Raw genomic sequence first — 22,865 nt, forward strand, 5'->3', positions numbered from 1 at the left:
GGTGGGGCTTTCAACCCTGTGCGAAGAGCTCCTTGAGGGCTTCGGCGTCAATCGCCCGGCAAACCGCACCTGCCGGCCTTGCGGTTGGCGTGTCTTCGGCCGCCAGCATGGCGTTGAGGACAGCTTCCTCGATTGCCTCCACCGCAGCCATGTAGACCGGATCAAGCAGATCGTCGTTCAGCGACACTATGGATTTCCACGGCCCGCTGAGTTGCGGCAGATCCATTTCATTGGCCGTGCTGAAAGCAAGGAAAATGTCGCCGGAGCTGTTGCCGCCCGGCGTTCCGCCCCGGCCAATGCCGATGGTCGCGCGGCGGGCCAGACGGTCGAGCTGAGAAGGCAGCAGCGGCAGATCCGTTGCGATGATCACGATGATCGAGCCACGCTCCGCCTTGAAGCCAGGCAACCGGTCTTCCATCATCTTTTCCCCGACGGACTGTCCCAGCACCTTGAACCATGGCCGAAGACCGTGGTTCGCCTGCACAAGAACCCCGACCGTGTGGGGCTTGCCACCTGCTTCGATACGCCGTGAGGCGGTGCCCGTTCCTCCCTTGAACTCGTAGCAGATCATGCCAGCACCACCGCCGACATTGCCTTCGGCAGGCGGATTGGATGTCGCGTTTTCGAGGGCTTTTGCCGCGTGTTCCGGCCGCACATGCAGGCCATTGATGTCGTTCAGGACACCGTCATATGTTTCCGCGACAACCGGCATCGCCCAAAGGTGGTTGTTCTCCCAGGCATCGCGATAGGTATCGACCATCCAGCGTACGGCGGCCTCGTGCGCAGCGCCTACGCTGTGCGTATTGGTGATCAGGATCGGGCCGGTGAAATAACCCGCGTCCTTGACCCAGTGACTGCCGGTCATTTCACCATTGCCATTGAGCGCATGCAGCCCTGCCCATACCGGACGCGGTGTCGATGTCCGCCCCCTGGGCAGGATTGCCGTGACGCCGGTCTGCACGGGAAGGCCGTTGCTCGCGAGCGCAGGTGTCAGCCTTGAGGACAGCGTTTCATAGCCGACAAGCACCCCTTCGACATCGGTAATCGCGTTTTGCGGACCCGGAGTGCCCGGCATGGGAAGTCCCAGGTCGCGGGCACGTTTGGAGTTATGTTTCTGCGTCATTTCTTGCGGGACCGCATGTAGAGGCCAACGGATGCGATGATGAACGAAAACACCAGCATGACCGTGGCAATTGCATTGATTTCCGGTTTGATGCCCCTGCGCAGCATCCCGTAGATGTGAACAGGCAGGGTCGTGGAATCGACGCCGGAGATGAAATAGGTGATCACCAGATCATCCATCGAGATGATGAAGGCGAGCATCGCGCCGCCGATGACACCCGGTGCGATCAGCGGCAGGGTCACCCGCCGGAATGTTGTCCAGCCATCGGCCCCCAGATCCGCCGATGCCTCTTCCAGGCTGTCGTCCATATCCGCTATGCGGGCGCTGACCACGATGAACACATAACTGCTGAGGAACGTGCAGTGGCCAATGATGATCGTGTGCAGGCCAAGACCGAAGCCGAAGGACACGAAGAAGATCAACAGTGCGATGCCGAGGATGATGTCGGGCATGATCATCGGCATGAACAGAAGGGCCCGGTAGAAATTCTTGAGGCGGAACCTGAAGCGGGCGACCGCCAACGCAACCGACGTACCTAGCACTGTCGACACTGCCGTCGTGATAAGGGCTACCGTCAGGCTGTTCAGGACCGCGTTATAGAGCTGATCGGTGGATTCAACATAAAGCGTCAGCTCGTTCAGTTCCGTCGGGAAGCCGAAGATCGTGCGGTACCAGTCGAAGGTAAACCCCTGCCAGATCATCATGTTGACCGGGTTGGAGTTGAACGAGAACACCGTGATCAACAGGATCGGCACGTAGATGAAGACCAGAAACAGCCATCCGTAGATCGACAGGAACAGGTTTCGCCAGGAAATCTTGCGTCTCATGCCGCGACCTCCTCTGCGACCTTCGATCCGCCGGAGCGCCGCTCTTCACGGGTAACAATGCGGATGTAGTAGAGAAGCAGGACCAGGACAGCGGCCATCACCATCATTCCGAGCGCCGCTCCGAAGGGCCAGTTGCGCGCCGACAGGAATTGCTGCTCGATCAGATTGCCGATCATGACCACCTTTGCCCCGCCCAGAAGCGAGGGGACAATGAAATTGCCGAGGCTCGGGATGAAGACGATGATCGAGCCGCCAACGATGCCCGGCAGGGTCATCGGCAGGATCACGCGAAAGAACGTCTGTAGTCGGTTGGCGCCCAGATCCTGCGAGGCTTCAATCAGGCTGTGGTCCAGCTTTTCGATGCTGGCATAGAGCGGCAGGAACATGAACGGCACGAAAACATAGACCATGCCGATAACCACCGCCGTGCCTGTGAAGATGATTTCCAGCGGCTGATCGATCAGTCCGAGGCCCATCAGCGCCTGATTGAAGAAACCGGTTGGCCTCAGGATCAGGACCCATGCGAACAGACGCACGATCAGGCTGATGAAGAAAGGCAGCGTGATCAGGAAGATGACCAGGTTTTTCATCCTGTCCGACATCCGCGACACCCAGAAAGCGACCGGGTAACAGAGGATGAGGCTGAGCAAAACAGTGGTTGCCGCCAGTTTCACCGACCGCAGAAAGATCTCGATATAGACGGGATCGAAGCGCTCGTACTTGGTGTCGGCCCAGCCCAGGATGCGGCCGTAGTTCAGGTGAAAGAATTTCCATTCGACGCCGCCATAAAGACCCGGTGTGAGCCAGGAATAGACGATCATGATAGCGAGCGGCCCGAGGAAGAAGACCGCGAGAAAGGCGGACGGCGGCAGCAAGAGGCCAAACAGCGTCAGCTTTCGCCTGTTTTCCAGTGTGTTGTGCCCCCTGCTCATGCCGGAACTCCGTTTCCCGGAATGAGGTGCACGGCATCATGCGGCACGAATAGCGAGGTCCGTTCGCCGATGGTGTGATGCGACGTGCCAGGTCCCGCCCGAAGCGATGCCCTGACCGGCGGCAACCCCTGGCAAGAAAGGACAAGACGGTAATCGGTTCCGGCGAAAAAGCTCTCGCTGACCGTGCCCGAGATTTCGTGTCCCGCCCGCTCGCCAGTACCGCTTTGCCCCAGGTCCGCCAGAAGGTTTTCCGGCCGGATCAACACCTTTGCCGGATCGCCCCGCTTCAGGCCGTTTACCGGACAATCGCGTATGACGGTGCCATCGGTCAGAACGACGTCGCAACGCGTACCGGCGACCGAAACCACTGTCGCGTCCAGGAGGTTGCTTTCGCCGATGAAGCGGGCAACGAATTCGTTCGCCGGACGTCGGTAGAGCTCTTCAGGTGCATCAAGCTGCTGGATGGTGCCGCCGTTCAGTACCGCGATCCGGTCCGACATAACCAGGGCTTCTTCCTGATCGTGCGTGACGAAGATGAACGAGATGCCAAGTTCGTGCTGCAGGGTCTTCAGCTCCTGCTGCATCTTGTGACGCAGGTTCTTGTCCAGCGCCGAAAGAGGTTCATCCAGCAGAAGAATTTTTGGCCGCGCCACAAGCGAACGGGCAAGGGCCACCCGCTGTTGCTGTCCACCGGAAAGCTGGCCGATCTTGCGCGTGCCCATTCCGGCAAGGCCGACAAGCTCAAGCATGCTGCCGACACGCTGTCTGATTTCCGCTTTCGCGACGCCTCTAACCTCGAGACTGTAGGCAACGTTCCGTTGCACCGACAGGTGCGGGAACAGGGCATATCTTTGAAAGACGGTGTTGACCGGTCGTTTGTGTGCCGGCTGATCCGATACCGGTTGGCCGTCTATGTAGATCTCGCCACCGTCGAGATCCTCAAACCCGCTGACCGCCCTCAGCAAGGTGGTCTTGCCGCAGCCCGACGGGCCAAGCAGCGTCAGAAACTCGTTGTGAGCCACTGTCAGGGACACGTTGTCCAGTGCCCGGATGACGCCACCTTCCGGAGCCTGAAAGCTCTTGTAGGCGCTTTCGATCCTCAAAATTCCTTGCATTCTACCCCCTCGGAACGTCAGGCGACATGCGCGGCCCGTGGCCGCGCAGTCTGGTCGTGACGGTCGTCCGCATCCGCACTCATTGTGCCGTTTTGATGCGCGTCCATTCACTGTTGTAAAGCTGAAGGTCGCGGCCGAGGTCCACGAAGATCTGCAGCTTTTCCATCACGTCCTGAGGCGGGTAGATGCTTTCGTTGTTGGCAATTTCCGGCGGCAGGAGCTCCCGGGCCGGCAGGTTCGGGGTGCCATTCAGCTGCTGCTGTACGTTCAGCGCGGAAATTTCCGGCTGAAGATAGAATTGCAGGAACTTCTTTGCGTTGTCCTTGTTCGGTGCGCTGGCAAGGACGCAGATATCCTCCTGGTACATGGTCGCGCCTTCCTCCGGGATGACGTAGGCGAGCACGTCCGGAGCCTGCTGCACGAAAATGTTCGCGCCGACATACCAGTGTGCCGCCGCCACATCGCCGGACTGGACCAGCGGAATGCTGTCGTAGGTAAAGGCGGTGACGTTCTTCTTGCGCTCCAGAATGTAATCTGCCGCGGCCTTGATCTCGGCTTCATCAGTGGAATTGACCGACGTGCCGTTCATGATGTGACCGATGCCGATGGTCTCGCGCAGATCGTCGAGAAGGATGATCTTCTCGCCCTTGTCAGCCAGGGCGAAGAAATCCTCCCAGCCGGTCATTTCGGCCACTTTCTGCTTGTTGTAGGCGATGCCGACAGTGCCCCAGGCATACGGCAGACAGTATTCCGCATCCGGATCTGTTTTCGCGCGGATGAACTGCGGGTCGATGTTCTTGAAAGCCGGATCGCTGCCGATGCCGGTCTTTTCCAGCAAACCAAGCTGGAACATGATGTCGTGCATATGGACCGACGGGAACACGATATCGTAACCGGTGGCGCCGGCCTGGATCTTCGCAAGCATTTCCTCGTTGGAGCCATAGGTGTCCAGGTTGACCTTGATCCCCGTCTCCTCGGTAAATCTGGTCAGAACCTGCGGATTTATGTAGTCGCCCCAGTTGTAGAGATTCAGTTCTTCCTCGGCCTGCGCAGCACTGGCAACAGCCACCAGTGCCGCTGCCCCAAGTGTTGCCTTGGCAACTCTCTTCAGCGTGTTGTTAGTCATGGAACCCTCTGGTTTGCTGCCACGTTTCTGGGAGGTGAACGGGCTTGCGTCCAAAAGGAGATTGAATTATGACATTTCTGTCAAATGTTATTTTTCTGTCATTTTGGGAGCTGAAATGGAAGCCGGCTTCTCCTCCTTCCCTCAGGCGAAATTCGATGAATTCATCAAACGCTTGCAGGATGAAACACCCAAACTCCCCAAGCAGGAGGCCCGGCTTGCGCAGTTTGTCAGCCTGAATATTTCATCTCTCGGACTGGAAACCGGAAAATCTCTCGCGGAAAAGGCGGGGGTTTCAGAGGTCACTGTCGGAAGGTTGCTGCGCCGGCTCGGATGCGACGGCATGAAAGGGCTGAAGCAGCTTCTGCGCGAACATTATTCGGTCACCACAGCCTCCTTCGTCACCGACGGGGACATCCCTTTGCGGTTCGTCGAGACGCTGGAAGCCGAGGTCCAGGGACTGACCAACGTCTTCAACCAGACGCAAGGCGATAATTGGGAAGAGGTCAGCCGACTGGTTTCGACTTCCGAGACGATTTACGCCACGGGATTTCAGTCGATCCGGGGAACAGTGGAGGATTTCGCCCGCCGGATGGCGCTCGCTCGAAAGAATGTCCATTTCCTGTCCGCCCATGACGGCATGCTGGGCGAGTGGCTTGATCACGGCCCGGAAACGGCCGCCACAACGTGCCTTATCCTGGTGGACGTCGTGCCGTATGCGTCGGAATCGCTGAAGCTCGCCCGGCTGGCAAAGAGCCAAGGCCGATCAGTGATTGTGGTTTCGGATGAATATTGCCACTGGAGTAGGGAGATCGCCGATGCCGCCGTCTATGCGCCTTCCAGAACCGGCCTCTTCCTGGAATCGACAATCGGGATCGTTGCCGCGCTCAGCCTGATGGTCGACATTGCAGCCAGGGCCAACGAGACGACCTCGAGCCACCGCCTGGTACAATGGAAGGCGAATTCGAAGAAGCTCGGACTGTTCTAGCCTAGGGTCAGAACGTCGGCGGCGTACAGGCGCTGACAACGACACAGCGGCCGTTTCGCAGTGCCTTGAACCTGTGTGGGATCGAACTCTTGAAGAGGTAGGCATCTCCCGGTCCGAGAACCTTTCTCTGCTCGCCGACGGTAACTTCAAGCCGTCCCTCAATGACGATACCGGCTTCCTCGCCCTCGTGGCTGAGCATGACCCGGCCCGTGTCCGCACCCGCTTCATAGACTTCGTAAAGCATCTGCAGCTCGTGGCCGAAGAGGCTGTTGCCGACTTGCCTGTAGGAAATGTTGCCCTTGCCGATTTCGGTCAGCTCATCGACGCCGAAAAACACCTGCTCCTGCCGCTCCGGTTCATAGGCGAAGAACTCAGAAAGACCGATCGGTATACCGTCCAGAACACGTTTCAGCGCGCTCAGGGAGGTGTTGATCTTGGCCGCTTCCAGCTGAGAGATGAAACCGTTGGTGACACCGGCCCGTTTGGCCAATTCCCGCTGTGAATAGCCATGCGCTTCCCGGATCGCCCGCAGGCGCAATCCGACGTCGCGTGAGAAGTCATCGGTGTTTAGTGCGTTTATCATCCTAAACATTTTCCCATTCAAAATGCGTCTTTTCAATGCCTTGATGTCTGCAAGAAACAGACTATTCGGCTTGTCAAAATCAGTGCTTTCTAGTGCGACCGACCGAGGAGGCGCACATGAACATCGTCAACAACAACACAGATATTCGATCCAACCAGCCGCTTGACGCATACTGGATGCCATTTACCGCGAACCGTCAGTTCAAGCAGTCTCCACGCATGCTGGTCTCGGCCAAGGGCATGCATTACCGCAGCGACGACGGCCGCAGCATTCTCGACGGCACTGCGGGCCTCTGGTGCTGCAATGCCGGACACGGTTACGAAGAGATCACCAATGCGGTCGCCCGGCAGCTGTCCGAACTGGACTACGCGCCCTCCTTCCAGATGGGCCATCCGATCGCGTTCGAATTTGCCGAGCGTCTGAAACAGATTGCTCCGGACGGATTCAACCACGTCTTCTTCACCGGATCCGGGTCGGAATCCGTCGACACGGCCCTGAAGATGGCGCTCGCCTATCACCGCGCCAGGGGGGACGCTTCCCGAACCCGGTTGATCGGGCGGGAACGCGGCTATCACGGTGTGGGCTTCGGCGGCATTTCCGTTGGCGGTATCGTCAACAATCGCCGCCATTTCGGGTCTCTCCTGACCGGTGTCGATCACTTGCCGCACACCCATGCTCCCGAACACAACAGCTTCAGCAAGGGCCAGCCGGAGTGGGGCGCACATCTTGCCGAAGACCTGGAACGGATCGTCGCGCTACATGGTGCAGAGACAATCGCGGCCGTTATCGTCGAACCGGTCGCCGGTTCCACCGGTGTCCTGATCCCGCCCAACGGATATCTGGAACGGCTGCGTGCGATCTGCGACCGTCACGGTATCCTGTTGATATTCGATGAGGTCATCACCGGTTTCGGACGCCTTGGCGCCCCTTTCGCATCCGATTTCTTCGGCGTGAAACCGGATCTCTTTACCACTGCCAAGGGTCTTACCAACGGCGTCATTCCGATGGGAGCGGTCTTCGCGCAAGACGCGATCTATGAAGCCTTCATGGGCGGTCCGTCCGATACAATCGAACTCTTCCACGGCTATACCTATTCCGGCCACCCGGTTGCCTGCGCCGCCGGCCTTGCCACGCTCGATATCTACGAAAAACATAAGCTTCTGACCCGTGGCTCGGAGATTTCCAACGCCTGGGAAGACCGTATCCATACGCTCAAGAGCGCCAAACACGTCAGGGACATCCGCACTGTTGGCGTCATTGCCGGCATTGAACTCAACTCCCGCAAGGACGCACCCGGAAAACGTGCTTATGAGGTTTTCGTCAAATGCTTCGAGGCGGGTTTGCTGATCCGCGTGACTGGCGACATCATCGCTCTTTCGCCTCCATTGATTGTAGAAGAAGGCATGATTGACGAGATGGTGGAAACGCTGGGACAGGTCCTCTCCGAAACGGCCTAGGTTTCCGGTCTTCCGCCCTGCCGCGCGTGATCCAACAAAAAAGCCGCCCAATTGGGCGGCCTTTTTGTTTATTTGGTTGCGGGAGCAGGCTTTGAGCGTTTTTGTGCCAGTGCGTCGGGCATAGCGCTTTTTGTGGGAGCGCTGGTCAGTTTAAAATCTGTATCCGTTACCAACAAAAATCCCGGCGCGAGGCCGGGTTATTTGTTGGTTGCGGGAGCGTGAAACCACCGAAACTTGTATGACTGAAAAGGAGCCGATTAGGGAGTTTCTTCTTTAAAGTCTGCATATGCCAATTGCGCATATTGCAATGTCAAATAGGTGCTGCTGTCGCGATTGGCAGACTGTCGATCATGCAGGTATTGAACTCCGCTTCCTGCAATCTGGCCTTAATGACAATGTAATCAGGTGATCAACTGCCTCGATTGGATGACCACCCGCTCATTAGATGGACCACTTTTTCAGACAATAAGGCGTCGACTTTTCATTCAGCCGCCCGCTATTTTGCGTCCCGTTCCATGATCCACTCGACCTCAGGCGCGGGAACAAAACGCCATTTGCGCAAGGGGCCGGCCATCACGTTGAGGTAGTACATCTCGAAACCGTAGGGAGCACCGCAGGGATGATGACCGCGGGGGATCAGGACGACGTCGCCATCGGCGACGGCCATGGTCTCGTTGAGCTGCAAGTCGTCGGTGTATACGCGCTGAATGCCGAAGCCGTCCGCCGGATTGAGGCGGTGATAGTAGGTTTCTTCCAGATAGGTGATACGCGGGAAATCGTCCTCGTCATGGCGGTGGCTCGGATAGGACGACCAGTGGCCGGCGGGTGTGAAAACTTCCGTCACCAGCAGGCTGTCGCAATAGTCCTCGTTTTCCATAGCGATGTTGTTGATGTAGCGGGTGTTGGTGCCCTTGCCCCGCTCTGTCAGGCTGATGCCGTCCGGGCCGATGCGGCGTGCCTCATGCCCGCCTTTGCCGGGTGCCGAACAGACGGCGATCACACAATCGGTCTCCGCCGCCGCGTGCCAATCCGTGCCGTTGGGGAGGTAGAGACAGTGTGGCGGCGTCTTTTCAAAGACGCTCATGCGCTCGCCGAGCACGCCCCAGTCCTTTCCGGCACCGGTCAAGGATGCCTTGCCTTCGACCATCACCAGAATGACTTCGCGATCTCCCGTGACCTCGCTGGCCGTGTCGCCGGCGCGCAGGCGATAAAGGGAGAAGCCGACATAGCGCCAACCGGCGGATTGCGGCGCGATCTCGTGCACCTTGCCACGCGTCCCGAAAGGCTTGCGCTGGAGATTGCTTGTCATGGTCGTCTTTCCTCTCAAGGCTGAATGAGGGCTTCGGTGCAGCGGCAGACCGTCGGGTCCAGTTATCGCCAAGACCAGCATCACCACATTTCCGGACCTCATCCTGAGGAGCGTGCTTGCTCGCCTCTCGAAAGATGGGCCGCTTGTTCGGTGTCTGCTGCCCATCCTTCGAGGCGGACCTGATGGTCCTCCTCAGGATGAGGTGTTGGGGAGGAAACGCCCGGAGTGGTTCTGTTCCACGCTCGCTTCCTCAATCCACAAGGTTCTGGTACTTGAGCGCCGCGAGATAGCCCTCACGGGCCTTGTTGACTTCGGCGCGTTCGGAGACCTCCGGTACGGCAACGTCCCACCAGTGACCGCCACCGTTCTCGCCTGGCCCATGCATCGGGTCCGTATCGATGACGATTACGGTCGGGATGGCCCGGTCTTTCGAGGCGAGGATCTGCGCTTCCAGATCGGCGATGTCCTTTGCCTTCACCGCGTGGGCGCCCATGGCGGCTGCGTGGGCGACGAAGTCGATGTCCGGCTGCGCCTCGACGTTGCAGTTTTGATAGAGGTTGTTGAACTGGTTGCCACCGGTGCCCATCTGCAGCCGGTTGATGCAGCCGTAGCCGCGGTTGTCGGTGAGCACCACCGTGAACGGCACCCGCCGCATGACGGCGGTCGCAAGTTCCGAGTTGGCCATCATGTAGGAACCGTCACCGACGAAGCAGACGACATCCCGCTCCGGCTGCGCCAGCTTGATTCCAAGAGCCCCCGCAATCTCGTAGCCCATGCAGGAATAGCCGTATTCCATGTGATAGCCACCCTGCGGCGCCTGCCACAGAAGCTTCAGGGCGCCCGGCATGGTGCCGGCCGCGCACATGGCGATGGTCTTTTCCGAAGATGTCCGCTGCACCGCGCCGATAACCTCTGCATCGAGCGGCAAGTAGCCTTCGGGCACATCGGTCCGCGCACTGCAGTGGGCATCGACCTTCGCCAGCCAGTCAAGACGGGACTGCGGATTGAAAGCCGATTTTGTCTCTGAGCCAAGGGCCGCTGAGATCTTCTCCAGAGACACCTTGGCATCGCCGATGACACCGACGGCGCCATGCTTCAGGGCGTCGTAGCCCTGGACGTTGATGGAGACGAGCTTGCGGCCCGGTTCCTTGAAGAGCGCCCAGGAGCCGGTGGTGAAGTCCTGGAAACGGGTGCCGATGCCGATGACGAGGTCCGCGCTTTCGGCAATCTCGTTGGCGCAGGCCGAGCCGTCGACCCCGGCAGTGCCGAAGTTCATCGGATGAGACTGCGCCAGCGCCGACTTGCCCGCCTGGGTCTCGATCACCGGAATGCCGTGCCTGGTCGCAAACGCGCCAAGAGTTTCTTCGGCCTGCGAATAGATAACGCCGCCGCCGCAAACCAGAACCGGGTTCTTTGCGGATTTGATGAGGGCGACAACATCGGCGATGTCCCGGCTGTCGGGTTCCGGGCGACGGATGCGCCAGACCTTCGGCTCGAAGAAGCTTGCCGGATAATCGAAGGCTTCTGCCTGCGTGTCCTGGCAGAACGCCAGGGTCACCGGCCCGCAATTGACCGGATCGGTCATCACGCGGAAGGCGCGCGGCAGGGCCGTCAGCAGGTGTTCCGGGCGGCTGATGCGGTCGAAGTAGCGCGATACCGGACGGAAGCAGTCATTGGCCGAGACCGTGCCGTCGTCGAAATCCTCCACCTGCTGCAGCACCGGGTCGGGTGCCCGATTGGCAAAGACATCGCCGGGGATCAGCAGCACCGGCAGGCGGTTGACATGGGCAAGGGCTGCGGCGGTCACCATGTTGGTGGCGCCGGGGCCGATGGAGGAGGTGACGGCCATCGCCCGTGTGCGCTTCTTCGCCTTGGCATAGGCGATAGCCGTATGGGCCATGGTCTGTTCGTTCTGGCCGCGCCAGGTCGGCAGGGCATTGCCGGCCTGCTCCAGCGCTTCGCCGAGACCGGCAACATTGCCGTGGCCGAAGATTGCCCAGATGCCGTCGATGAAACGCTCGCCGTCCTCGGTCATCTGCGCGGAGATATACCGCACCATGGCCTGGGCGGCGGTGAGACGGATCGTGCTCATGCAACTTTCTCCTGGCATTGAGCTCTGGCGCCGTCCCAGATCCGGCAGAGGCGGGCATATTTCTCTTTCATGCGGGCAATGGCGGTCACATCGTCGGCCTTGCCTGCCAACCAGTCCCGGGCAGCATCGGCAAAAATGGTTCGGCCGACGGCAAAACCTTTCACCAGCGGGAACCGGGCGGCCCGCTCGAAAGACGTCGCCAGTTCTGCTTCGGGCGCCTCGAGACCGAGAACGACGATGCCCCGCGTGCGCGGATCGTTGCGCTCGATAGCCTCGACAGATATTGCCCAGGCCGCGTCGGTCTTGAAAGGTTCGAGCTTCCACCAGTCGGGATAGACGCCAATGTCGTAGAAGCGCTGGATCACCCGTGCCGTGGTGTCATCGTCAACCGGTGCGACCTTGGAGGGGATGACTTCCAGCAGGAATTCCAGCCCGTTGCGGCGTGCCGCCGAGAAGAGCCGCAAGACCGTCTGTTCCTGGTCAGTCCAGGTGGCCGCATCGTCGTCCGGGTGGGCAAAGCACAGGCACTTGACGACATGGTCGAGCGGCCATTCGGAAAGACCCCCAAAGTCAGGGCCTAGCTCCGGCTCGAGGGTCAATGGACGGGAACCCGGCCATTCAACCGGACGGCCGATCCAGAGCCCCGTCCCCGCGGCCTTGTAAAGCGCATCGCGTCCGAGGCGGCCATCACAAAGAACGCCGTAGCCCGCCTGCCCGCTCGCAACTTCACCGGCAGCCTGGAGGCAGAGTTCCTTGAAGCGGCCGATCTTCTGCTTCGTGGCGCCCTCCATCTGCTCAAGCTGCATGCGGTGATCAAAGGCAAAGACCCGCATCTCCGGCCAGTCGCCGTTGCGATTGGTCGCCCAGTGCACCTGTTCCAGCTCGACGTCGTTGCGCAGATCCGGTTGCTTGATGCCTCGAGTGAAAAAGAAATGCAGCTCTTCCCAGCTCGGATAGGCGGGCGTGCAGCCATGGCGGGACACCGCGAAGGCACCACAGGCGTTGGCGTATTTGAGCGTCACCGGCCAGTCCTCGTCATCAAGCCAGCCTTTCAGAAGACCGGACATGAAACCGTCGCCTGCGCCAAGCACGTTGAAGACCTCGATCGGGAAGCCTGGTCCGGAAATGCCGTCGTCGAGATCGTCCGGGACCATGCTGGTGAAGGCGACGGCGCCCCTGGCGCCGCGCTTGCAGACGAGCGTGGCGTTGGAGACCTTGCGCACTGCACGAAGGGCTTCCACCGTATCGGTCGAACCACCGGCGATATGGAACTCCTCTTCGGTGCCGACGATCAGGTCGAAGAGATGCAGCGTCGACTGCAGCTTGGCGGTGACGGCGGCGCTTTCGACAAAGCGGCTTTCACCGTCCCCATGCCCGGCGACGCCCCAGAGATTCGGCCGGTAGTCGATGTCGAGTGCGGTCTGAAGACCATGTTCACGGGCAAGTTTGAGCGCCTTCAGGACAGCGGCTTCCGTACGCGGATGGCTCAGGTGCGTCCCCGTCGCCACGACCGAGCGGGCATCGCGGATGAGGTCGGGATCGATATCATCTTCCGTCAGCCCCATGTCGGCGCAGTTCTCGCGATAGAAGATCAGCGGAAACTGTTCCCGGTCGCGGATGCCAAGGAGGACGAGAGCTGTCAGCCGCTCGGGGTCGGTCTTGACGCCCCTCGTATCAACCCCTTCCCGTTCCAGTTCCTCGCGGATGAAACGCCCCATATGCTCGTCGCCGACAGCCGTGATCAAGCCGGATCTGAGGCCCAGCCTCGCCGTACCACAGGCCATGTTGGTGGGTGAGCCGCCGATATACTTGCGGAAAGCTCCCATATCCTCCAGACGGCCCCCGACCTGGGCTCCGTAGAGGTCGACCGACGAGCGGCCAATGGTGATGACATCGAGTTTCTTCTGGGTCATGGGGCAATCCTCTCGCGTTTTTAAACGCGTTCTCCTTGTCTTTGCGGGCTCTCAGCCCATGCGCTCCGAAGCGAAGGATCCGGGCGACGGCGGAAAGACGACGGTCTTGTCGCCGTTCAGGAAGACCCGGCCGTGGATGTGGGCGTGGATGGCTCGGGCTAGCACCTGTGCCTCGACATCGCGGCCAAGCGAGACATAGTCGTCTGGCGACTGGGCATGGGTAACCTTGATCGTGTCCTGCTCGATAATCGGCCCCTCGTCGAGATCCGCCGTGACGTAGTGAGAAGTCGCACCGATGTTCTTCACGCCCCGATCAAACGCCTGCTTGTAGGGATTGGCCCCTTTGAAGGAGGGCAGGAAGGAATGGTGGATGTTTATGATCCGCCCGGACATCTTGCGGCACATGTCGTCCGAAAGGATCTGCATGTAGCGAGCAAGAACTACCAGTTCGGCGCCGGTTTCTTCCACCACATCCATGATGCGCGCCTCCGCATCAGGCTTGTTCTGCTTGGTCACCTTGATGCAGTGGAAGGGAATGTCGTGGTTCACGACCACCTTCTGGTAATCCATGTGGTTGGAAATAACGCCGACGATGTCTATCGGAAGTGCGCCGATGCGCCAGCGATACAAAAGATCGTTCAGGCAGTGACCGAAGCGCGAGACCATGATGATGACCTTGCGCTTGACGTCCTCGTCGAAGAATTCTGCCTCCATGCCCATCTTGCCGGCGATGGCGGCAAAGCCCTGCCGGAGTTCCTCGAGGCTGCGTCCCTCTTCCGAACGGAAGCTGACACGCATGAAGAAATTGCCGGTATGGACGTCGTCGAACTGGGCGCTGTCGGTAATGTTGCACCCCTCCCCGGCGAGAAAGGTCGAAATGGCAGACACGATCCCGCGGGTCGAGCGGCACTGAACGCGAAGGGCAAAACGGGTCATATTCTTCAAGAACTCCTGGCGGGGCGATGGGCAGCCGGAGCTGCCCGCCCCGTATTACGGGTAGACGCTGTCGAGGCTGACGGGTGTGCCCTGGCGGGCGGAGAGCGTTGCCGCTTCCGCCATGGCAAGCGCGGCAACGCCGTCCTGCAACGTCACGGGCAAGGGTTTGCCGCCGGTTACGGCTTCCACGAAGGCAGCCCACTCGGCTTTGTAGGCAGGCATGTAACGTTCGAGGAAAAAGTAGGTCGGCTTGGCACTGGAGACCCCGGCAGCTGTCGACTTCACCACCGTACTCTCAAGCATGTTCTCGGCCTGCAGCAGGCCGTCCGACCCCAGCAGTTCGACACGCTGATCGTACCCGTAGACCGCACGTCGTGAATTGCGGATGACGGCGAGACGGCCGTCGGCATAGATCATGGTGACGATGGCCGTGTCGACATCGCCGGCAGCACCGATCTCCGGATCGACGATCGAAGTCCCGACTGCCGAGACCGTGACGGGCAACGCGCCCATGATGAAATTGGCCATGTCGAAGTCGTGGATCATCATGTCCCGAAAAAGACCGCCGCAGACTTTCACATAGACAACAGGCGGGGGAGCCGGATCGAAGGAGGTGACGGAGAGCATTTCCCCCTTGCCGATATCACCGGCCTCGAAAGACGCTTTCAGCGCCGCAAAATTCGGATCGAAACGGCGATTGAAGCCGATCATCACCGGTTTGCCGCTCGCCGTCGCAGCCTTGAGGCAGGCCTGAGCCCGGGCAAGGCTGAGATCGACAGGCTTTTCGCACAAGACGGCCTTGCCCGCCGCCGTTGCGGCCTCGATGAGGTCCGAATGCGTGTCCGTTGACGTGGCGACCAGAACGGCGTCGATGCTGCTGTCGGCAATGATGTCTTCCGTGCTGCAGGCATTGGCTCCGTATCTTTCGGCGAGGCTCTCGGCTGCCGGCATGTTGACATCGGAGATGGCGGCCAGCGCACTTCCCGGATGCCCGGCAATGGCGGCAGCGTGCACCTGCCCGATGCGCCCCGCCCCGAGGAGACCGACTTTCAGCATTTTCATGGGTCCTTTCAACGACCTGTTCGCCTGATACGGCGACTAGAGAGAGATCGACCGGCCTTCTGCCGCGCTTTGTCTGGCGGCATCGAGCACTGCGAGCGTTCTGGCGCCCTCCTCGGCGGTGACCGGCGGCAGGCCGCCGCCAAGCACCGCCTGGGCAAAGGCTTCGTAATAATCGTGGTAACGGCCCTGCTCGGATTTCACCGGAGAGACACCCTTTGCGGTGCGCAAGGCCCCCCAGTTGGCCGGAGGCTCGAACCCCCAGTCCTTCAGATTGTTCACCGGCCGCTTACCGGCGAATATCGACTGGGCCTGGATGTCCATGCTCTGTGCGACATAGCTGCCCGCCTCGCCATAGGCGCGAAGTTCGCGCGTGTTGAGGTGGTTGAGCTTGCTGGCGGAGATGTGCGAATGCGCCCCACTCTCGTGCCGGAGCGTGATCGTGAAGCCTGCATCTGTCCTGCCCTGAGGCAGATCGACAAAGTCGAGCTGGGCATCGACAGTTACTGCAGGCCCGAGCAGCCACAGCATCTGGTCGACCAGATGGCTGCCGAGATCACGCAGCAGGCCCCCGGTCGGCCCGGCTTCCAGTGTCGCCGGATCGTCGAAATCCATGCGCGAATGAACCCGCCAGATCTTGCCGAGACTTCCGTCGCGGATGACCTTCGCCAGCGTTTGCATGTCGGAATCCCAGCGGCGGTTCTGGAAAACGCCGAGCACCACGCCCTTTGCCTTCGCAGCCGCATCCAGTTCCCGCGCCCCTTCCGCAGAAGGTGCGAAGGGCTTGTCGGCGACGACGTGAAGGCCTGCCTCGATTGCCTCCAGCACCAGGTCGCGCCGCGTCTGCGGTGGCGTCGTAATGGTGACCGCGTCAATGCCGCCTGCTGCGATCATGTCGGTCAGGCTGGCGTAGACCGGCAGGTCTGGAAAATCCTCCCGCACGGATTCGATGGTCGCAGGAGCCCGAGCGACGATGCCTGTCAGGTCCACATCTTTCGCGGCCATCATGAACGGCGCGTGGAAATGCTTGCCGCCTGTGCCGTAGCCGACAAGACCGATCCGCATCGGGCGAGCCACCCGGGTTTCCGCTGCCAGCATCGGATCAGCTCCTGACCGTCTTGAGAAAGGCGTCGTATTCGGCGTCGGCGATCGCCACGGAGTGTTCCGGGGCCGGATAGGCACCGGAGTTCACGTCACCGATGAATTCCTTGAAGGCCGCGACACGTTCCTTCTGCAGCCGCTCGAACTCGGCCGCAAAGTTGCGATAGGTCTTGGCATGGCGCGGCTTGTGACCGGCCGTATGTCCGAGGACGTCTTCGGTGAAGAGATACTGTGCGTCCGCACCGGGACCAGCCCCCATGCCGAGCATGATCATGGAGGTGTTTGCCGAGACCCAGGCACCAACCCGATCGGGGACCACTTCAAGCTCTGCCCCGAAACAGCCGATGGATTCCAGTTTCCGGACCTGGCTCCAGACAGACGCAGCTTCCACGGCCGTCTTGCCGACGGCACGAAACCCGGTCCAGGTGATGTAGGACGGGATCAGGCCGACATGGGCGACGATCGGGATATGGTTGTCGCAGAGCACCTTCTGGACATCGAAGGAAGCTGCGCAATAGAAGCAGTCTCCCCCCATCGACGTGAAGTGATAGGCTGCTTGAAGATAGTCTTCCGCGGTCGCTAGATGACGGCCGTCAAACTTACCCCAGCCACCGTAAGGCAGACCGACCTGGACAAAACAGCGCCCGGCTGCCTTTCGCATTTCGGGTGAAAAATACTTGCCTTCGATCGAAAGCATATCGATGCCTGCCTCGTCCGCCGCAGCGGCTTCGTCCAGCGTCGTCACATACAGCATCGAAATCTTCTTGCCGGCAGCTTTCTTGGCGCGGATATCGGCAACTGTGGTCCTGTTGCGGTCCATGATGGGTGTCCCCCCTCTAGTTCTCGGGTTGTGTTCTTGGGTGGCGTGCCTAGGCGACCCTCAGAAGGCTCTTGAGATTGACGGATGGATCTGAGAAGGCGGTCTCATCAAGCACGGCACCCCGGTCGATGAGCTTTTCCGCAAGCTTGATTTCCTTGGCGATGGAATTGCCAGTGCCGATGCCGGCGACTGCCGTCAGACGGCCTGTCCCATCAGCCTGGAAAAGGACGAAGGCGTTGTCGCCAACGTCGCGCCGCACCGAGGTGGCAGCGCTGTCGAAGAGGCCGGCGACTTGCAAGGACAGGTCGTACTGATCAGACCAGAACCAGGGGATGCGCGCATAGTCCGACGTCTCGCCCAACATTGCCGCCGCCGCATGCGCGCCCTGTTCCCGGGCTGCCTGCCAGCTTTCCAGACGCACATTCGCTCCCGCCCAAGGGAAGTTGCAGCAGTCACCAGCCGCAAAAACGTCGTTCGCGGATGTCCGGAAAGCGGCATCGACCCGGATACCATTGTCGACATCAAGACCTGCGGCTTCTGCCAGCGGGGTGTTTGGCAGGGCACCGGTTCCGGCGATCACGAGATCAAAATGAAGAATGGTGCCGTCCTTGAGAGTGATCGACCCGGCATCCGCCGAAGCGACCTGTGCTCCGGTACGCACATCGACACCTTCCTTCAGGTGTCGCTCATGCACGATTTCTGCGATTGCCTCGGGAACGGCCCGGCCCATGAGCCGGGTAGCGGCCTCTAGGACCATGACATCTGCCCCGGCCCGCCGGGCGGTCGCTGCCAGTTCCAGACCGATAAAGCCACCCCCGATGACACCGATCCGCTTGCCCGGCTCGAACAGGGACAGGATAGTGCGGGCATCGTCCATGGTGCGCAGCGTCAGGCAATTCTCCATGCCCGGAAAAACCCGGGGCCGGGCACCGGTTGCGATCAGCAGCTTGTCGTAGCCGAGTGTTTCACCACCAGCGAGGCTCACTGTTTTCGAATTCGTGTCGATCACCTCGACCTGCACACCAAGCAGCAAATCGATGGCCTTGTCCGTGTAGGCCTCTTGGCTTCGGATCAGCTTGGGCTCGAGCGACCGGTCCTTTGAAAGTGGCGGCCGTTCATAGGGAAGCGCCGCCTCGGCACTGATCAAGGTGACCGCGCCTTCGTAGCCCTTGCCGCGCAGCTCGAAGGCTGCCCGTACACCACATTCGCCTGCGCCGATGATGACGATACCGCTCATGACTTACACCGTGAAAGCTGTCCGGAAGGCCTGAAGCGCCTCTTCCGGATCGCCGCTGGCAAAGGCTTCCATTCCGACCGGGCCGCGATAGCCCATGTCGCTCAGCGCCTTTGCCACGCCGGCATAGTTGATTTCGCCCGTGCCCGGTTCGCACCGGCCCGGATTGTCCGCGACCTGAACCTCGCCGATCCACGGAAGGCATTTCCGGCACCAGCGCACCAAGTCCCCTTCCCCGATCTGGGTGTGGTAGAGGTCGAGATTGATGCGCAGCTGCGACCGGTCGACAGCCGAGACGAGAGCCAGCACGTCTTCCGTGCAGCCAAACGGACATCCCGGGTGATCGAGCAGGTTGAGGTTCTCTAGCGTGAAGACCACGCCCTCCTCCTCCGCCATGTCGCAGATGCGGTTGAGTGTGTCCTTCGCCTTCAGCCACATGGCGCCCGTCACCACATCACTTTGCGCAATCGGAATGCCGCCGTCGCCAAGGCCGGTGCCGTGCAGGTTAAGCCGGTGCACTCCGAGCCGCTTGCCGACCTGAACCGTTTCCCGCGCGGAACGCAGCAGCATGTCCGCGCCCTCATCGTCCGCCAGACGTCCCTCCAGATAACCGTTCATGATCGTGAAGGTGGCGCCGGATTTCTCGAGAGCATCCAGATCGTGATCTGGCCAGTTCCACAGGCCGACACCGAAGCCGAGCTCCGTCAGGCGCTTGACGCGCCATTCCATGGGCTTGTCGCGCCAGATCATTTCCGCACAGGCGGCCAGTGTGAAGGGTTGTTTCATCGAACTAGATCTCGATCATTACCCGGCCGTCTTCGACCTTGACCGGATAGGTGTGGAGGTTTTCACAGGCCGGCGGGGTTTCGACCTCACCGGTGGTGAAGTCGAAAATGCTGGAATGCTTGGGACACTCGATGGTGTTTTCCATCACCAGACCGTCCGCCAGGTGTACGTCCTCATGTGTGCACAAGCCGTCGGTGCAGTAGTATTCGTCCTTGTCGTTGCGATAGATCGCGAAGGTCCGGCCTCCGTGATCGAACCGGATGGCTTCCTCTGCGTCGATGTCGTCGGCGGAGCAGGCATCAATCCATTGGCTCATGGTGTCATCCCTCGTGTTTTTTCAAGCTGCGGAAACGGTCGCAGGCGGGTGGTCCTGATAAGGTGCGGCGGAGCCCGGCAGGGGACGCCGAATGTGAAAGTCCGGGTGGGTGCGCTGGCGCAGCAGCGCTGGCCACATTTCACGGAACCCTTCGGCAATCGACCGACAGGGTTTCGGGAGATCGAAAGCGATCTCCTCGTGAAGTTCGGAAAGGCGGAAGTAGGGAACGAGCGGGAACATGTGATGTTCCACGTGGTAGTTCATGTTCCAGTAGATGAAGCGGCTGACCGGGTTCATCAGGACGGTTCGGCTGTTGAGCCGATGATCCGTGACGTTGTCTGCCAGCCCGCCATGCTGCAGCCAGCCGCACATCACCATGTGCCAGCAACCGAAAAGCCTTGGCAGACCGATAAGCATGAGCGGCAGGAGCGACCACATCGCGATTGCGCTGGCAATTGTGACGACGTAGATCAACACCCAGACCCGAGCGGTCATGACGACCGATCGGTAGGAGCTTTCCGGCATATAGGTCGCCTCATCCGGCAAGATCCGGCCCGATGCGTGGACACACATCCGCTTCAGGCCGTCCCAGACGTCGGTCAGGCCAACCAGATTGGCGACGATCTTCAGGATGTCCGTCGGCCGCATGATCGCGATTTCCGGATCCCGGCCAACGATGATCGTGTCGGAATGATGCCGGGCATGACTGAACTTCCAGCAATGGGGATCGCGGACCATGCAGAAGCAGGCGATCTGGTAGACCAGCTTGTTCATCCAACGGGTGCGGAAAGCCGTGCCATGACCGCATTCGTGCCAACGGCTGTCCATGGCAGAGCCATAGAGCACACCATAGGCAAGCCAGAACGGGATTGACCACAAGCTTGGCCAAAGAGCGATCCCTCCTGCGGCGAAGCCAATCATCAGCGCAAAAAGCAGAACCGTGTCCCGTATAGCGGGCTGGTCGGCGCGCTGCATCAACGCCTTCATGCGCTTCTTGGGCACCGGGGTCCGGTACCAGTTCATCGTGACAAGGCCTTCCGCGACGGCGCGGTCGGCGTCCGGTCCCAAGAGGCTGTAGTCACGTGTCCTCATCGCTCTCAGATCTCCTGCGGCTTGAAGTCGGACGGAGCAACCGGCATAACGCCTTTCAGAAGCGCGACCGATTTCTCCAACCCTTCCAGGGAATTGAGCAGGACATCCTCATGTTCAATGGAGAGCCAACCGTCGTAACCGGCCATCTTCAGCCGGTAGCAGAACTGCCGCCACCATTCCTCGCCATGGCCGAAGCCGAGCGTGATGTAGGACCAACTGCGCGCGGGAATATCCATCAAGCTGCCATTTTCCAGCAGCGAGGTGACAGCCTGAACCGGTGCGTTCAGCAGTGTGTCCTTGGCATGGACGTGATAGATCGCGTCGCCGAGGGCTTCGGCTGCGACAAGCGGATCCGCGCCCATCCAGAAGAGATGGGACGGATCGAGGTTCGCACCGATGACAGGACCGATTGCATCGCGCAGTTTCAGAAGCGACGGCACATTGTAGACGCACTGGTTGCCGTGAAGTTCCAGGGCAATGCGCTCAACCCCGTGCTCCTTCGCCAAAGCTGCAATCTCGGTCCAGAAAGGCAGCAACACGTCTTCCCACTGATAACGCAGGATGGTCTGTGTTTCCGGAGGCCAGGACGACACGACCCAGTTCGGCATTTTGTCCGCAGTGCTGCCCGCAGGCAGGCCGGACATGGTGCAGACGGTCTTGATGCCCATGGCGCCCGCGACACGGATTGTGTCCTTCAGGCACTGTCCCTGTTCCGGCTGGGTCGGATGCAGCGGGTTGCCGTTGGCGTTGAGGCTGATGATCTCCAGGCCATTTTCGGTGAACGCCTGCAGAAAGGTTTTCTGTTTTTGAGTGTCCTTCATGGCTGCAAGATCGAAATGCGGTGCGGTGGACCAGCCACCGGTATTCACCTCGATACCGGAGACCTCCATTCTGGATGCGTTGGCGAGCAGATCCTCGAAGGACATGCCGCCCAGACTGTCGGAAACGAACCCAAGTTTCATGCGTAGAACTCCGGCTTGGAAATCATCTGGACGGGCGCCCTGTGGCCTGCCTTCAGCGCGGCCACGCCCGCTGTGGCAACAACCGCTGCGGCGTAGCCGTCCCAGCAGCTCGATGCGATTTCGGGGAAAAGTCCCGTTTCGACGAATTTCAGGAAATCTCGGTTTTGGCGGCGGTAGGCCTCGCCGTAGCGCGGACGCCAGTCCGGCGCATAGTGCGTGCGGGAGGTCAGGGCGATATCGAGCCGGGAATGGACAGGATCTGCGAGCGATATGGCGGCCTTTTCACCGACGAGTTCAGCGCGCACGTCATAACCATAGGACGCGTTGTTGTTGATCTCGATGTTGACGAGCTGACCGGCCGTGGTTTCGACCACCATGAAGACCGGTCCGACCTTTCCGCCGGCTCCCTTGGGCGCGAAGGCGGATATGCCGACATACTCGGTGCCCAGCACAAAACGGGCGACATCGAATTCATGCGGGGCGGAATTGGTGATCGCCATATCTGCCGTGAAATCCGCTGCCGGGGTTTCCACGTTGCGGTGGAAGTTGTGCATCATGATCGCCTGGCCAAGCGTTCCGGCCGACAGCGCCTGCTTCATTTCGGCATAGGACTGGTCATAGCGGCGCATGAAGCCGAGCTGCACGAATTTTTCGCCGGCTGCCTGCTCAGCTTCCATGACCTGAAGACACTCGGCAGAAGACTGAGACAGAGGCTTTTCGCACAGCACCTTCTTGCCCGCCCTGATGCAGGCGAGACTGAGCGGTGCGTGGGTGAAGTCCGGGCTCGCAACGATTACGGCATCGACATCGCTGCGGGCAATCACGCCTTCCGGGTCGGTGGCGACATCTGCGGCACCGAGGCTGTCGGCAACCTTTCGTGCGCGTCCTTCGTCCATGTCGCAAACAACCTGGAGCGTTGCTCCAGACAAGTCTTCAGCCACAATTCTGGCATGGTCGGCACCCATGAGGCCCGCCCCGATAACGGCAATTCGCGTTGTCATCTTGGTTCTGCTTTTAGCGTTGAGGTCTACCGGCGGCCTGCGGGATAGACAGGCCGCCGGCGGGAGGAGAAAGAAGGCCAGACAAACCTTCTTTCA

Annotated in this window: 21 protein-coding genes; 2 read left to right on the forward strand and 19 right to left on the reverse strand. The window is 60.3% G+C overall.

Annotated elements, in window-relative coordinates; genetic code table 11:
* Positions 1-10: 10 nt before the first annotated feature.
* From ACYQ6M_RS17105 to ACYQ6M_RS17125, 5 genes are all read right to left on the reverse strand, one after another.
* Positions 11-1,123 carry a DmpA family aminopeptidase gene (locus ACYQ6M_RS17105; RefSeq protein ID WP_460074729.1) on the reverse strand — a complete coding sequence of 371 codons (1,113 nt, stop codon included), beginning with the start codon at positions 1,121-1,123 and terminating at the stop codon, positions 11-13.
* Complete coding sequence (locus ACYQ6M_RS17110; RefSeq protein ID WP_460074730.1) at positions 1,120-1,950, reverse strand: ABC transporter permease; 831 nt, start codon at positions 1,948-1,950, stop codon at positions 1,120-1,122. The genes ACYQ6M_RS17105 and ACYQ6M_RS17110 overlap by 4 nt, the downstream gene beginning before the upstream one ends.
* On the reverse strand, positions 1,947-2,882 hold the full coding sequence (locus tag ACYQ6M_RS17115) for an ABC transporter permease (protein ID WP_055656817.1): 936 nt from the start codon (positions 2,880-2,882) through the stop codon (positions 1,947-1,949). Before ACYQ6M_RS17115 ends, ACYQ6M_RS17110 begins: the two co-directional genes overlap by 4 nt.
* Positions 2,879-3,997: an ABC transporter ATP-binding protein gene (locus ACYQ6M_RS17120; RefSeq protein ID WP_460074731.1), complete on the reverse strand. Its 1,119-nt coding sequence runs from the start codon at positions 3,995-3,997 to the stop codon at positions 2,879-2,881. The genes ACYQ6M_RS17115 and ACYQ6M_RS17120 overlap by 4 nt, the downstream gene beginning before the upstream one ends.
* A 79-nt stretch (positions 3,998-4,076) precedes the next feature.
* Positions 4,077-5,123, reverse strand: a complete 1,047-nt coding sequence (locus ACYQ6M_RS17125; RefSeq protein ID WP_031268765.1) for an ABC transporter substrate-binding protein — start codon at positions 5,121-5,123, stop codon at positions 4,077-4,079.
* Between the two features lie 115 nt (positions 5,124-5,238).
* Here ACYQ6M_RS17125 and ACYQ6M_RS17130 point away from each other — a divergent pair, with 115 nt between their 5' ends.
* On the forward strand, positions 5,239-6,108 hold the full coding sequence (locus ACYQ6M_RS17130; RefSeq protein ID WP_168686646.1) for a MurR/RpiR family transcriptional regulator: 870 nt from the start codon (positions 5,239-5,241) through the stop codon (positions 6,106-6,108).
* A 7-nt stretch (positions 6,109-6,115) separates the two neighbouring features.
* On the opposite strand, the gene ACYQ6M_RS17135 is transcribed toward ACYQ6M_RS17130, so the two are convergent.
* Complete coding sequence (locus ACYQ6M_RS17135) at positions 6,116-6,691, reverse strand: cupin domain-containing protein (protein ID WP_460074732.1); 576 nt, start codon at positions 6,689-6,691, stop codon at positions 6,116-6,118.
* Between the two features lie 116 nt (positions 6,692-6,807).
* Here ACYQ6M_RS17135 and aptA point away from each other — a divergent pair, with 116 nt between their 5' ends.
* Complete coding sequence (aptA, locus tag ACYQ6M_RS17140) at positions 6,808-8,148, forward strand: omega-aminotransferase AptA (RefSeq protein ID WP_460074733.1); 1,341 nt, start codon at positions 6,808-6,810, stop codon at positions 8,146-8,148.
* 496 nt (positions 8,149-8,644) lie between these two features.
* On the opposite strand, the gene iolB is transcribed toward aptA, so the two are convergent.
* The 13 genes from iolB to ACYQ6M_RS17205 form a co-directional block, all read right to left on the reverse strand.
* Positions 8,645-9,457, reverse strand: coding sequence for a 5-deoxy-glucuronate isomerase (gene iolB / locus ACYQ6M_RS17145; protein WP_460074734.1), 813 nt, complete (start codon positions 9,455-9,457; stop codon positions 8,645-8,647).
* 250 nt (positions 9,458-9,707) lie between these two features.
* The gene (iolD, locus tag ACYQ6M_RS17150; RefSeq protein WP_460074735.1) at positions 9,708-11,549 is read right to left on the reverse strand and encodes a 3D-(3,5/4)-trihydroxycyclohexane-1,2-dione acylhydrolase (decyclizing); all 1,842 of its coding nucleotides are present in this window, start codon (positions 11,547-11,549) and stop codon (positions 9,708-9,710) included.
* Positions 11,546-13,462, reverse strand: a complete 1,917-nt coding sequence (locus tag ACYQ6M_RS17155; RefSeq protein WP_460074736.1) for a bifunctional 5-dehydro-2-deoxygluconokinase/5-dehydro-2-deoxyphosphogluconate aldolase — start codon at positions 13,460-13,462, stop codon at positions 11,546-11,548. Before ACYQ6M_RS17155 ends, iolD begins: the two co-directional genes overlap by 4 nt.
* 51 nt (positions 13,463-13,513) lie before the next feature.
* Complete coding sequence (gene purU, locus ACYQ6M_RS17160; protein WP_075284509.1) at positions 13,514-14,398, reverse strand: formyltetrahydrofolate deformylase; 885 nt, start codon at positions 14,396-14,398, stop codon at positions 13,514-13,516.
* A 54-nt stretch (positions 14,399-14,452) separates the two neighbouring features.
* On the reverse strand, positions 14,453-15,454 hold the full coding sequence (gene iolG / locus ACYQ6M_RS17165) for an inositol 2-dehydrogenase (RefSeq protein ID WP_460075701.1): 1,002 nt from the start codon (positions 15,452-15,454) through the stop codon (positions 14,453-14,455).
* A gap of 42 nt (positions 15,455-15,496) precedes the next feature.
* Positions 15,497-16,555 (reverse strand): Gfo/Idh/MocA family protein, encoded by a 1,059-nt coding sequence (locus tag ACYQ6M_RS17170; protein WP_460074737.1) that lies wholly within the window; start codon positions 16,553-16,555, stop codon positions 15,497-15,499.
* A 4-nt stretch (positions 16,556-16,559) separates the two neighbouring features.
* Entirely contained in the window at positions 16,560-17,378 is an 819-nt protein-coding gene (locus ACYQ6M_RS17175) for a 3-methyl-2-oxobutanoate hydroxymethyltransferase (RefSeq protein ID WP_075284508.1), read from the reverse strand.
* Between the two features lie 49 nt (positions 17,379-17,427).
* Entirely contained in the window at positions 17,428-18,615 is a 1,188-nt protein-coding gene (locus ACYQ6M_RS17180) for an NAD(P)/FAD-dependent oxidoreductase (protein WP_075284507.1), read from the reverse strand.
* A gap of 3 nt (positions 18,616-18,618) precedes the next feature.
* Positions 18,619-19,398, reverse strand: coding sequence for a TIM barrel protein (locus ACYQ6M_RS17185; protein ID WP_460074738.1), 780 nt, complete (start codon positions 19,396-19,398; stop codon positions 18,619-18,621).
* 4 nt (positions 19,399-19,402) lie between these two features.
* Positions 19,403-19,714 (reverse strand): MocE family 2Fe-2S type ferredoxin, encoded by a 312-nt coding sequence (locus ACYQ6M_RS17190; protein WP_075284505.1) that lies wholly within the window; start codon positions 19,712-19,714, stop codon positions 19,403-19,405.
* A 21-nt stretch (positions 19,715-19,735) separates the two neighbouring features.
* Entirely contained in the window at positions 19,736-20,806 is a 1,071-nt protein-coding gene (locus ACYQ6M_RS17195) for a fatty acid desaturase (protein ID WP_460074739.1), read from the reverse strand.
* A 5-nt stretch (positions 20,807-20,811) separates the two neighbouring features.
* On the reverse strand, positions 20,812-21,768 hold the full coding sequence (locus ACYQ6M_RS17200; RefSeq protein WP_075284503.1) for a sugar phosphate isomerase/epimerase family protein: 957 nt from the start codon (positions 21,766-21,768) through the stop codon (positions 20,812-20,814).
* Positions 21,765-22,769 (reverse strand): Gfo/Idh/MocA family oxidoreductase, encoded by a 1,005-nt coding sequence (locus ACYQ6M_RS17205; RefSeq protein ID WP_460074740.1) that lies wholly within the window; start codon positions 22,767-22,769, stop codon positions 21,765-21,767. Before ACYQ6M_RS17205 ends, ACYQ6M_RS17200 begins: the two co-directional genes overlap by 4 nt.
* Positions 22,770-22,865 lie beyond the last annotated feature (96 nt).

The sequence above is a fragment of the Roseibium sp. ROS1 genome (assembly GCF_054658215.1).

Coding starts and splice junctions, on each gene's coding strand:
- ACYQ6M_RS17105 (WP_460074729.1), bottom strand. CDS start 1,123: ATGACGCAGAAACATAACTCCAAACGTGCCCGCGACCTGGGACTTCCC.
- ACYQ6M_RS17110 (WP_460074730.1), bottom strand. CDS start 1,950: ATGAGACGCAAGATTTCCTGGCGAAACCTGTTCCTGTCGATCTACGGA.
- ACYQ6M_RS17115 (WP_055656817.1), bottom strand. CDS start 2,882: ATGAGCAGGGGGCACAACACACTGGAAAACAGGCGAAAGCTGACGCTG.
- ACYQ6M_RS17120 (WP_460074731.1), bottom strand. CDS start 3,997: ATGCAAGGAATTTTGAGGATCGAAAGCGCCTACAAGAGCTTTCAGGCT.
- ACYQ6M_RS17125 (WP_031268765.1), bottom strand. CDS start 5,123: ATGACTAACAACACGCTGAAGAGAGTTGCCAAGGCAACACTTGGGGCA.
- ACYQ6M_RS17130 (WP_168686646.1), top strand. CDS start 5,239: ATGGAAGCCGGCTTCTCCTCCTTCCCTCAGGCGAAATTCGATGAATTC.
- ACYQ6M_RS17135 (WP_460074732.1), bottom strand. CDS start 6,691: ATGATAAACGCACTAAACACCGATGACTTCTCACGCGACGTCGGATTG.
- aptA (WP_460074733.1), top strand. CDS start 6,808: ATGAACATCGTCAACAACAACACAGATATTCGATCCAACCAGCCGCTT.
- iolB (WP_460074734.1), bottom strand. CDS start 9,457: ATGACAAGCAATCTCCAGCGCAAGCCTTTCGGGACGCGTGGCAAGGTG.
- iolD (WP_460074735.1), bottom strand. CDS start 11,549: ATGAGCACGATCCGTCTCACCGCCGCCCAGGCCATGGTGCGGTATATC.
- ACYQ6M_RS17155 (WP_460074736.1), bottom strand. CDS start 13,462: ATGACCCAGAAGAAACTCGATGTCATCACCATTGGCCGCTCGTCGGTC.
- purU (WP_075284509.1), bottom strand. CDS start 14,398: ATGACCCGTTTTGCCCTTCGCGTTCAGTGCCGCTCGACCCGCGGGATC.
- iolG (WP_460075701.1), bottom strand. CDS start 15,454: ATGCTGAAAGTCGGTCTCCTCGGGGCGGGGCGCATCGGGCAGGTGCAC.
- ACYQ6M_RS17170 (WP_460074737.1), bottom strand. CDS start 16,555: ATGCTGGCAGCGGAAACCCGGGTGGCTCGCCCGATGCGGATCGGTCTT.
- ACYQ6M_RS17175 (WP_075284508.1), bottom strand. CDS start 17,378: ATGGACCGCAACAGGACCACAGTTGCCGATATCCGCGCCAAGAAAGCT.
- ACYQ6M_RS17180 (WP_075284507.1), bottom strand. CDS start 18,615: ATGAGCGGTATCGTCATCATCGGCGCAGGCGAATGTGGTGTACGGGCA.
- ACYQ6M_RS17185 (WP_460074738.1), bottom strand. CDS start 19,398: ATGAAACAACCCTTCACACTGGCCGCCTGTGCGGAAATGATCTGGCGC.
- ACYQ6M_RS17190 (WP_075284505.1), bottom strand. CDS start 19,714: ATGAGCCAATGGATTGATGCCTGCTCCGCCGACGACATCGACGCAGAG.
- ACYQ6M_RS17195 (WP_460074739.1), bottom strand. CDS start 20,806: ATGAGGACACGTGACTACAGCCTCTTGGGACCGGACGCCGACCGCGCC.
- ACYQ6M_RS17200 (WP_075284503.1), bottom strand. CDS start 21,768: ATGAAACTTGGGTTCGTTTCCGACAGTCTGGGCGGCATGTCCTTCGAG.
- ACYQ6M_RS17205 (WP_460074740.1), bottom strand. CDS start 22,769: ATGACAACGCGAATTGCCGTTATCGGGGCGGGCCTCATGGGTGCCGAC.